The sequence below is a fragment of the Monashia sp. HAY1-2A genome, from assembly GCF_056755315.1.
Genome location: NZ_JBNDHY010000147.1, coordinates 1 through 10,552 on the forward strand (window position 1 = coordinate 1; position 10,552 = coordinate 10,552).

Consider the following 10,552-nt stretch of genomic DNA (forward strand, 5'->3'; position numbering starts at 1 on the left):
GTGCCGTCCGCGATCAGCTTGTCGACCGCTGCCTTGACCGCCTTGGACAGGCCCGAGTTCTTGTTCAGTCCGATGCCCTCGATGATCGGCTGGTAGTCGAGCGGTTCGCGTTCGAACCGGTCGCCGGTCTGGGAGATGAGGTACTGCAGTGCATCGGCGTTGCTGGCGAAGACCTGCACGCGGCCGTTGCTGACTGCGAGCTGGGCGGCCGCGTTGTTGGGGAAGGACTGCACGACGGGAACCGGTTTGCCGGCTTCCTGGCACTTCGGGTTGATCGACTCGACGCTCTTGATGAAAGCGCTGCCCTCGACGGCTGCGACGGTGAGCCCGCACACGTCCGTCGGGGTGTTGATGTTGACATCGCTCCCGCTCTTGCTCGCAAAGCCCGTGCCGACCTTGAAGACCCCGACGATGTCGATCTGCTGGAGACGTTCCGGAGTGACGATGAGCGGACCGAAGCTGCCATCGAAGCGGCCGTTCTGGATGCCGGGAATGAAGGTGGAGAAGTCACCGGAGACGGTGGTGTTCATCTTCACGCCCAGGACGTCAGCGACTGCGGAGCTCAAGTCCATCGCCCACCCAACCTCCTTGCCATCCTTCTGGAAGGTTGCCGGCGGCGAGTTGTTGAAGACGATGTTCTTGATCTCGTCCGCGCTCTTGATCGCGGGCGGGAGCTGGTCGGCGATGCTCTGGTCGAACTTCGCGCTATGGCTGCCGGCGCCGCTGGATGAGCCCCCATTGGCGGATGCGTCGCCGGAGGCGCCGCATGCCGCCGCGGTGAGCGTGATGGTGCTCACGGCGGCCAGCGTGCCGATGGTCCGTCGGCAGTTGGGACGCGGTCGGTTGGTGCGCGGCGTAGGCCGCCCGGACAGCGGGTGCGTGGACATGGGGTGTGCCTTTCGGGTGTGTGGGCTGGGACTCGGTGCGGGTTCTTGGATCTCGCGTGGTGAGGCTGGTGGGCTCGTCGGCTCGAGGGCTGCCTCTTCGTCGGGACGGCGCGCTGAGCCGTTCTTCTAGGGCCGCGGTGGGTGTGCTGCCCGTGTTCCGCGGTGCGGCCAGTCGCCGCCCTGGGCCGTCGAGAGGACTTCGTCGGACTCGGTGGGTTGGGCGCCGACGTCATCCCGCACGGGGGTCGGGCCGGTGACGATGTGGTTGCGGAGGGTGCCAAGGCCCTCCACCTCCACCTCCACCACGTCGCCGGGGTAGACAGTTCGGGAGTTCGCTGGAGTACCGGAAAGCAGTACGTCGCCTGGGTAGAGCGTGATGGTGCGGGCGATGTCCGCGACGAGGTAGTGCATGTCCCACTCCATCTCGTCGGTGTTGGCGTCCTGTCTGACCTGGCCGTTGACCGTCACCCGGATCCGCTTGTTCCGGAAGTCCCAGTCCTCGACCAGTCCGGGTCCGAGGGGGCAGAGCGTGTCCGACCCCTTGACGCGAAGCATCGAGCCGGCATCGGTGTCCCGGAAGTCGTGCAGGCCGTAGTCATTGGCCACCGTGTAGCCCCGGATGTACTGGCCTGCGTCTTCCGCGGAGATGTTGCGACACGTTCGTCCGATGACGATCGCGATCTCGCCCTCGTAGTTCAGCCATTTGCACCGCTCGGGACGCACGACCGCCCCGTCGTGGCTGTTCAGCGATGATGTGGGCTTGTGGAAGTAGGTAGGTGTCTCGGGCAGGCTGATCCCGAACTCCTCGACGCGGCTTCGGTAGTTCAGATGAACCGCGATGATCTTGGTGGGGACGACGGGTGGGAGGTGCCGTGCGTCCTGGATGGCGACCACACGGCCGTCGCCGACGATGAGGTCGTCACCTGCGCGCACTGCCTCGACCTGGGCGCCGTCCAGCAGGATCCGGCGGTACTCGGTCATGATCCCGCCACCCCGGAGTCGTGCAACGCCGGCTGCTCTGCCGTGACCGGCTTGATGTGGGTGCGCCGCGGCCGGGGAAAGCCCTCCGCTGGTCGGTCGAACCACAGGTGCACCTGACCGGTGCCGATCGAGTTCTCGTACTCCCCGAACTGCCGGGACGGCGCGGTGCAGGCGCCCTCGCCGAGGGCTCCGATCATCATGAGGTAGTGCCCGAAGCGTGCCTCCGGACTGAACCGGTAGAACTCCGGCATCGACTCGAGGACCTTGGCGTGATCTCCACTGGCGAACCAGTCCAGCCGCTGCATGTCGGCCTCGTAGGCAGCGCGCGTGAAGATGTGCTCGACGCCTGCCGCTTCGTGTTCGCGTAGCTGGCGCAGCGGCCAGAACGTGTGGCTCATCGCACCGGAGGCGATGAGCAACACCCTTCGGTCGGACTCGGCGATGGCGTCGCCGAGGGCCCGACCGAGCCGCAGATTGTCCTCAGTGTCTGCGGTCTGGCAGACCCCGATCGATATCCATCTCTTCTCGGGTAGACCTTGGCCGAGGTACTCCCACAGGTTGGTGGTGGCGTAGAAGATCGGTAGGTGCTCGTCCTCGATCGCCGTGATCCAGGTGCCGTGGTCGCCTGCCTTGGAGGCGATGAGGTGCGCCAGTTCAGGGTCGCCCGCGAAGTCGTACGGTCGTTGCTTCATCCCGCGGGGAAGTTCCTCGGAGGTGAACAGACCCGACCGGCGCGGCTGGGCCGTGACGACGAACTCGACCGTGGTTGCCCAGTGGGAGTCCAGCACGACTACCGTGTCGTAGTCGGGCGTCTCGAAGACCTCGCGCCGCAGCTGCCTGAGCCCGGCGGGCAAGGTCGAGTCCTCGCCGTGGTTGAGCTCTCGGCGTACCTGTTCCGGTAGGACGATGGTCGGGACGTGCGCCAGCAGGCCGGCGCCCATGACTTCACCCATTACCTGCTTCCCTTCTGCTTCGCACTCCAGCCGGTCGGCGAGAAGACGGTGTTCTTGATGTCGGAGTAGTAGTCGAACGACCACAGCCCGCCCTCGCGACCGATGCCCGAGTGCCCGTTGCCTCCGAACGGCGCACCGAGATCACGGACGAAGAAGCAGTTGACCCAGACGGTGCCGGCGTCGAGCGCGGCCGAAACACGTTCTGCGCGCTCGGGGTCGCCCGTCAGGAGAGTGGCCGCCAACCCGAACCGGGTGTCGTTGGCCATGTGGATCGCCTGCTCCTCGGTGCCGAACGTCTGCACGGTCAGCACAGGCCCGAACACCTCTTCGGTGACGATCTCGCTGTCGGGCGATACGTTCGTGAGGATCGTCGGGCTGAAATAGAGGCCTCCGAGGTTCGTGTTGGGGCCACCGCCCAGCAGCACCGTCGCCCCCTCCGCACGCGCACGGTCGACGAAGCCCTTGACACGCTGGAAGTGCTGTCGGGAGATCAGTGCCGACACATCAGTGGTGTCGTCCCGCGGATCACCTTGTCGAAGGTGGCGGCCCCGTTCGACGACCGCCTCGATGAAGCGGTCGCAGAGCGTGTCCTGGACCAGGATGCGGAAGGCGCCGAGGCAGACCTGGCCGGCGTTGTCGAACTGCTCGACCGCCAGCGAGACGGCGAGCTCGAAGTCTGCGTCGTCGAAGATCACCAGTGGCGACTTCCCGCCCAGCTCCAGAGAAAGCGGGACGATGTTGGGTGCCGCCGCGGATGCGACCTTGCCGGCCGTCGGTACCGACCCAGTGAAGGACAGGCGGCGGATCCCGGGGTGTCCTGCCAGTGCTGCTCCGGCATCGGGGCCCAGGCCCTGGACGACATTGAGCACGCCGGGCGGCAGGCCGGCGTCTGACGTGATGTCGGCGAGCAGGGAGGCGGTGAGCGGAGCCCACTCCGGTGGCTTGAACCCCACGGTGTTGCCCGACGCCAGCGCCGGCCCGATGCGCCACGTCGCGAGCATCAGCGGCGCGTTCCACGGTGTGATGACTGCTGTGACGCCCGACGGGTTGTAGGTGATGCGCTCGCGGTGGCCCCGGATCTCCCTGTCTGCGTGCATGAGGGTTCGCAGCTGGTCGGCGAAGAACCTGAAGTTGTGACCCACCCTCGGCATCACGCTGCGGCGATGTGAACGCAGCAGGGAGCCGTTGTCGCGGGTCTCCACCCGGGCCAGCTCCTCCGCGCGGGCGTCGATACCGTCTGCAACCCGCTCCAGCACGTCGGCGCGTGCGGCCGCCGGCAAGGCCTTCCAGGCCGGGAAGGCTCGGCGTGCTGCTGAGACGGCGGCGTCGACCTCAGCCGTGCCGCCGGCCGAGATGTGCCCGAGCACGGCCTCGTCGATGGGCGACACGTCGGCGAAGGTCGTCCGCGAGCCCACCCGCCGTCCGTCGATCCAATGCCGGGTGTCCACCTGCACGCCCTCGACCTCGATCGTCTCTTGTCCCAGGGTCGCCGCACCGCTCATGAGGCTTCCACCTTCGCTGCGGCGAGGTTGTCGTGCAGCACCTCGCCGCCGTCCCAGATCACGCCGACCTGGCAGTAATAGGCACCGATGAGTTCTTGCGGCTGAAGCATGGTCAGCTCCTCGGTGGGTGAGTCGAAGAGGGTGAAGGTGTCGACGTCGGCGTGCCATGGGGTTCCGCCTTCGGCCGACGCAGCGCCGGTCGAGATGATCTCGTCGAGTCGGTACGTGCCTGACTTGTCTATGGCGCTGACCTGCCGGTGGTGCGCCATCTTGTGGCTGTTCACGAAGCCGTTGGTGGCAGAGGGACCGGTCAGCGTGATCCGTGCCTCCGCGAGTCTTCGGTCTGCCGCCGCCAGCGAGGCACCGAACCGGGCGCCGGCTTCCAGGCGGGGCGCCGGCCCGTACGGGTGCGGCCGGGTCTGGTGGATGGAACCGAGCTTCTTCGGGTAGCCCTGGTGGATGCCGCGTGCGATGGCGAAGTCTGTGTCGACCCAGATGAACACGCAGCGGCTGAACGTCTGGCCCTTGAACTGGCACCGAACGACGACGAAGGCTTCCTTGTACTGGCCGAGCACCGGGTCCAGCAGCTGGGCCCCGTCGGCGGCCGTTGACTGCCAGTCGGCCCAGATGAAGGCAACGGCCCCGGGATCGTCCTCGGCCAGCTCCAGCGGGTCCGGCAACAGGTCTGCGACGCGTCGTGGATCTGTGCGGTACTCGACCGTGAGGAGGTCGCCGGAGTAGTGCCACGGCGGCGGCGGAAGCAGCGAAGCTCGTCCGGTCGCCGTTCTCGGGTGATAGAAACCCTGGACCTTGGCCACAGGAACTCCTTTGCTGGTACGGATGGGGCGACGTTGCCCCGGTTACAGCTGGTGTCTGGATCAGAGGTGGTAGGCGTATTCGGTGAACTCCCAGTCGGTGACGAAGCGGGAGTAGCGTTCGAGCTCGTTGCGCTTGTACGTCAGGAAGTTGTTGATGAACTTGGGGCCCAACATCTTCTGGAGCTCGGTGTCCGACTCCAGGGCGGCGAGTGAAGCAGCCAGGTCGGCGGGCAGCTTGTCGGCCTTGGTGGGGTCGTATCCGTAGCCCTCAAGTGGGTCCGGCGGGACGAGGGCATCGCGGATCCCGAGATAGGCAGCGCTGAGCAGCCCGGCGATGGCCAGGTACGGGTTGGCGGTGGCGTCACCGAGCCGAAGCTCCAGCCGGGTCGCCTTTCCACGCTCGGGTGGGACGCGCACCATCGCGCTGCGGTTGTCCAGGCCCCAGTCGATGAGCCACGGGGCAATGGTGTCTGGTCCAAATCGCTTGTAGGAGTTGATCGTCGGGTTACTCACGGCGGCCAGCGCGGGGGCATGGGCCAGAATTCCGGCGAGCGCTGACAGTGCCGTCTTGGACAACCCGTGCTCGGAGCCCGGCCCTCCGTCGAAGGCGGCTGAACCGTCGTCAGCCCAGGCCGAGAAGTGCAGGTGGAAGCCTGACCCGCCCTCGTCGTTGAACGGCTTGGCCATGAACGTGGCCATCTTGCCCTCCCGGCGGGCAAGCTCCTTGATGGCTGCCTTGAAGCGGAAGGCCCGATCGGCAGCATCAAGCGCATCCGAGTGCCACAGGTTCAGTTCGAACTGACCTGAGGAGTACTCGTGGTTGCCGGACACAGCCTCGATGCCGTAGTCACCCAGCAGCCGCAGGGTCCGAAGGAGAAAGTTGTCGGGGTCGCCCTTCAACCCGGAGACGTAGACGTTGCCGGGCGCTTCGCCGTAACGCCGCCAGCCCGTCGGGGTTTCGGGGGCGCGCTCGAGCACATAGAACTCCAGCTCGGGCCCCACCACCGGGCGAAGGCCCAGCTCGGCGAACTGGTCGATGACCCGACGAAGCACCTGACGGGGGCTGTCGCCGGCCGGCGAGCCGTCCGGTTCGTAGAGGTCGGCGATGCAGTGCGCGACCCCGGGCTCCCATGGCACGGCTTGCAGTGTCGCCAGATCCGCCACGGCAACGACGTCGGGCAAGCCGTCGCCGCGCCCGCCGTCGATGTCGACGGTGTCCCCCTGCGGGGTTGTGCCGAAGACCGACCGGCAGAAGGCCAGACCGCCTCCCAGACTGCGCGGCAGCGTGCTGACCAGGACATCGCGGCCGCGCTCGGTGCCGAGCACGTCCGCGTACCCGACTCGCAGGACGTCGCTTCCCGCAGCGGTGAGCTGCGCGGCAGCGTCGGTCAGCGGGCCGTTCATGTCCAGCTTCACAGACCTGCTCCTGGTGTGACCTGGACGCGCAGGGCCGTGATGGGGTGCCGGGAGCCGTTCACGCGATCAACCCGCCATCGATGAGCAGCGCCGCGCCGCTGGTGTAGCTGGACTCCGAGCTGGCCAGGAAGAGGACGGACCGGGCGACCTCTTCGTATGTCCCCTCCCGCCCCAGGGGCACAAGCCCGCTGACCCGTTCGCGGCGGGCCGCCTTCTCGTCTTCGCTCATGGTGGCCCGGCGGTCGGTGGTGATCGCTTCGAGTGGCCCCGGACAGATGGCGTTGGTGCGGATGCCTTGACCGGAGAAGTCTCGGGCCAGCGACCGGGTCAGGGCGATGATGGCGGCCTTCGAGATGCCATAGGCCGCTTCGTGTGCCGAGGCCCGCATCCCGGCCGATGACGCCGTGTTGACGATCGAGCCGCCCCCCGCAGCGATCATGGCGGGGATCGCCTCTTTCGCGAACAGGTATGCGGACTTGACGTTGACGTTGATGATCGCGTCCCACAGCTCCTCGGTGGTCTCCACGAGCGTGGTGGCTTCCAGCGGGTCGATTCCGGCGTTGTTGAACAGGACGTCGAGACGCCCGAACTGCGAAAGGGCGGTCCGTACGGCTTGCGTCGCGGTGGCGGCGCGCGAGACGTCACCCACCACGGAAACGACGTGCGCACCCGTGGCGGACAGGGCGGTGACGACGTCATGCAGGGACGCTTCGTCTCGGTCCACCAGGACGAGATCGGCGCCCTCGCTTGCGAATTGCCGCGCAGCCGCCAGGCCCAAACCGGAAGCGGTGCCGGTCGCGATCACCACGCGGCCGGCGAAACGAGACGTGCTCACGATGTCTTCTCCCTGATCGGTTCCGTGGCGTTCGGCAGGTGGCCGTGTGACGCCGTGTGCGACTGCCCCGGTGTTTCGTTCACGGCGCCACCCGGGCGGAGGACCGGGCTCCCGATGCGCTCGCCTACGAGCAGGCCCGCCGTCAGAGCCGGACCGAGCGAGGCTCCGGATCCGGCGTAGCCAGGGCCCATCAGCGCGGCCGCGGCCTCGCCGCAGGCGAATAGACGGGGGATGGGTTTGCCGTCGAAGTCCACAACCGTGCCGGTGGGGTCGGTGACCAGGCCACCCTTCGTGCCGTTCAGGCCCAACGAGACCGTGATGGCGAAGTACGGCGCGGTGCCCAGGGTGCCCAGGCAGGGGTTCGGCCGGTGGCTGCTGTCGCCGTTGAAGGCGTCGTGCGGGTTGCCGCCGCGACCGAAGTCCGGGTCTTCGCCGCGCAGGGCATGTTGGGCCATCGCGGCGACCGTCCTCATCAGCCCGGCCGGTTCGATCCCGACGTGCTCGGCGAGCGATCGAAGATCTGGTGCTGATGCGAACCACTCTGGAGCGGGCATGTGGGGTGCGATGCCAGCGACCGCGTACTGGCTCTTGAACGCCGCGTCGAAGACCAGCCAGGCGCGTTCGTTCGGGTACCTGTGCGTGCCCGGGTCGAAGCGCAGGAACGCCTTGCCCAGATCGTTGTAGGAGCTGGCCTCGTCCACAAACCGGGCGCCGCGGTCGTTGACGAGGACGGACCCAGGGTAAGCGAGCTCGCGCACGAGGTTGCGATGAGTCGCCGGCGCCCCCTTCGAGGCGGGAATCGTTGTGGCTGCTGTCCACCATGCCTCGCTCGTGCCGGCCAGGTGGGCGCCGTGAGGCAGTGCCAGGCGGAGGGCATCGCCAAGACTGCCGACCGCCGCGGTGGGCAGCATCTGAACCGGCGGGAGGAAGTCGCGTCGCAACGCGGTGTTCTCGGCGAAGCCTCCGCTGGCGAGGACGACCGCGTCGGCGTCGACAGCACTCCTCGAACCGTCGGGGCGGCGAGCGGTGACGGTGAACCCGTCGCTTCGGCCCCGCGAGATCGACCGGACGCGATGCCCGGCCACGAGCGTTACGCCTCGCGCCAGTGCCGCGGCGGCCAGCCCGGCCACCAGACCGGCCCCCTGAGTCCTCACGTCACGGCTCTGTCGAACCAGCAGCTCTTTGGGGTCGAGGCCTTCACGCGACTCGGTGCTGGTCAGCGGTTCTCGCACCGATGACGTCCGCATCTTTCCGCGCCACTCTCCCAACGCTTCCGTGGGGACAGGGAGCGGTTCCAGGCTTCGGCCGGTCCGCGCCCCGGGCCACGCCGGGTGGTAGTCGGGTCGAGGGACGGCCTGCAGTGGAATCCCCAGCTCCTCGAGGTACCGAGCAAGCCGCGGACCGGCCTCGAGGAACGCGCTGAGGTGCGCCTCGCTGGCGGCTCCGAGGGTGTTCCGCCGGAGGTATTGCAGGGCATCGGCTCGCGAGTCGGTGTAGCCGGCTCGGTGCATGACGGGGTTGTCGGGTATCCAGAGCTGGCCGCCGGACACCGCGGTGACGCCGCCGAACAGATCCGTGGCCTCGAGCACCAGAACCCTGGCGCCGTGGTCGGCCGCTGCACATGCCGCGACAAGTCCCGCTCCCCCAGAGCCGACGACCGCAACGTCGTAGTGCTCCGTCTTGGTACTCATCGGCTCTCCTTTCGGTGAACTGGTGGTGGCGACGGGCTGTCAGCGGGCGGCCGAGGCGAGCTCGTCGATTGCGGTGTGCAGGAAGTCGACCCAGTGCTCGCTCTCCGGCTTCATCAGCACGCTGCGGAGAATCCGGCCCTGATCCACGTCTGCCGTGATGTCGTGGCCCCGGGCGGCGAGGGCTTCCGCGGTCACGCTGTACGTCGCCACGAACACCGCGTCTTCCTTGGGCCTCGTCATCCCCGCCTCGAGCACGTGGGCGGATGCCCGATCAACGTCGGACAGACAGGTCCGACGGGGCAGGTAGGTCACGATGTCCAGCTCCGGCGGTTGGTACAGGTCGAGCGTGGCGGAGTCAGCGAGCAGGTCTGCCCAGGCAAGGGCCGCTCGCCGGCCCGGTCGCAGCACACGGCCCAGGCCCTCTGCCGTGAACGGCAGCACCTGGGACGTGACCCAGAGCGCCGCTGCGGCGGCACCGGAGCGTGAGCACTCGAGAGAGATTTCGCCCAGGTGGAGCTCGTCCGAGGTGAAGTACGTGTACGGGGAGTCGTGGGTGTAGAACCGGATCACCTGCGGGTCCTTGAAGAGCACCGCCCCGCAGCCGTACGGCTGCAGCCCGTGCTTGTGCGGGTCGACCACCACCGAGTCGCAGTCGGCGATCGACCGGAACGGCGCCGCCTGCACCCCATCGGCTGAGTCATCGGCGATGAGGCGGAAGAACCCCCCGTAGGCGGCATCGACGTGGATGCGCGCGCCGTATCTGCGGCACAGCGGCACTGCCTCGTGGACCGGGTCCACGGCTCCGAGCCCGGTGGTGCCGGTGGTGAGGACGACGGTGCCGATGGTTCCGGTGCGCAGCAGGTCCTCGAGGGCTGCCAGGTCCATCCGGCCGGCCGAGTCCGTGGCCACAGCATGACCTTCGACGCCGAGCACGTGGCACATGCGGCCATGTGTGTAATGAGCGTCCGCGCTGAAGGCGATGTGCTTGCCGGGGTGGGTCTCCCGGGCCACGAACAGGGCCTCCAGATTCGCGATGGTGCCGCTGCTGGTCAGGTGACCAAGGAAGTCGGTTCCGTACCCGAACATGGCCGCCAGCTTGGCGACGACCTCCTTCTCCATCTTTGCCGTGGCCGGCCCGCCGTCGAGGGCGTGGTTGTTGGGGTTGATCAGCATCGCGGCGAGGTATCCGATCACTGACACGGGGTGCGGCGGCTTGAGCATCTGGCCGGCGTAGCGGGGATGGAAGAAGGGATAGTTGTCCCCCAGCCGACCGATCAGCGCGTGCAGGGCGGCGTCGAGCTGGTCCTCGTCGATCGCCGTCGCCGGATGAGGCTCGAAGGCTCCGAACTGTGACATCCACTGCGAGATCCCGTCGACGACGCGAGCGAGGTTGTCCTGCAGCTGTGCCGGGGCCGTCGGTGCCGCCTCGAAGGGAGTTGGCGCTCCGGGGATCGTCATCGTGTCCCTGC

General features: G+C 67.8%; 9 protein-coding genes. All 9 read right to left on the reverse strand.

Annotated features, from left to right (window positions below):
- Positions 1-797, reverse strand: a 797-nt coding sequence (locus ACPYOM_RS17760) for a transporter substrate-binding domain-containing protein (protein WP_481346975.1), incomplete at its 3' end; no start/stop codon positions are given.
- A 216-nt stretch (positions 798-1,013) separates the two neighbouring features.
- Complete coding sequence (locus ACPYOM_RS17765; protein ID WP_481341674.1) at positions 1,014-1,868, reverse strand: fumarylacetoacetate hydrolase family protein; 855 nt, start codon at positions 1,866-1,868, stop codon at positions 1,014-1,016.
- Complete coding sequence (locus ACPYOM_RS17770; RefSeq protein ID WP_481346976.1) at positions 1,865-2,821, reverse strand: DODA-type extradiol aromatic ring-opening family dioxygenase; 957 nt, start codon at positions 2,819-2,821, stop codon at positions 1,865-1,867. Before ACPYOM_RS17770 ends, ACPYOM_RS17765 begins: the two co-directional genes overlap by 4 nt.
- Positions 2,821-4,323, reverse strand: a complete 1,503-nt coding sequence (locus tag ACPYOM_RS17775; RefSeq protein ID WP_481346981.1) for an aldehyde dehydrogenase — start codon at positions 4,321-4,323, stop codon at positions 2,821-2,823. Before ACPYOM_RS17775 ends, ACPYOM_RS17770 begins: the two co-directional genes overlap by 1 nt.
- A complete protein-coding gene (locus tag ACPYOM_RS17780; protein ID WP_481346977.1) occupies positions 4,320-5,141 on the reverse strand; it encodes an acetoacetate decarboxylase family protein in 822 nt (273 codons plus the stop codon). The genes ACPYOM_RS17775 and ACPYOM_RS17780 overlap by 4 nt, the downstream gene beginning before the upstream one ends.
- Positions 5,142-5,201: 60 nt before the next feature.
- The gene (locus ACPYOM_RS17785) at positions 5,202-6,557 is read right to left on the reverse strand and encodes a glutamine synthetase family protein (RefSeq protein ID WP_481341678.1); all 1,356 of its coding nucleotides are present in this window, start codon (positions 6,555-6,557) and stop codon (positions 5,202-5,204) included.
- A gap of 58 nt (positions 6,558-6,615) precedes the next feature.
- Complete coding sequence (locus ACPYOM_RS17790; RefSeq protein WP_481346978.1) at positions 6,616-7,392, reverse strand: SDR family NAD(P)-dependent oxidoreductase; 777 nt, start codon at positions 7,390-7,392, stop codon at positions 6,616-6,618.
- On the reverse strand, positions 7,389-9,083 hold the full coding sequence (locus tag ACPYOM_RS17795) for an FAD-dependent oxidoreductase (protein ID WP_481346979.1): 1,695 nt from the start codon (positions 9,081-9,083) through the stop codon (positions 7,389-7,391). Before ACPYOM_RS17795 ends, ACPYOM_RS17790 begins: the two co-directional genes overlap by 4 nt.
- Before the next feature lie 39 nt (positions 9,084-9,122).
- The coding region (locus ACPYOM_RS17800; protein WP_481346980.1) for a pyridoxal phosphate-dependent decarboxylase family protein at positions 9,123-10,552 on the reverse strand (1,430 nt) is incomplete at its 5' end.

Excerpts from the sequence above, each read along its gene's own strand:
- ACPYOM_RS17795 (WP_481346979.1), bottom strand. The coding sequence starts at position 9,083 with ATGAGTACCAAGACGGAGCACTACGACGTTGCGGTCGTCGGCTCTGGG.
- ACPYOM_RS17770 (WP_481346976.1), bottom strand. The coding sequence starts at position 2,821 with ATGGGTGAAGTCATGGGCGCCGGCCTGCTGGCGCACGTCCCGACCATC.
- ACPYOM_RS17765 (WP_481341674.1), bottom strand. The coding sequence starts at position 1,868 with ATGACCGAGTACCGCCGGATCCTGCTGGACGGCGCCCAGGTCGAGGCA.
- ACPYOM_RS17775 (WP_481346981.1), bottom strand. The coding sequence starts at position 4,323 with ATGAGCGGTGCGGCGACCCTGGGACAAGAGACGATCGAGGTCGAGGGC.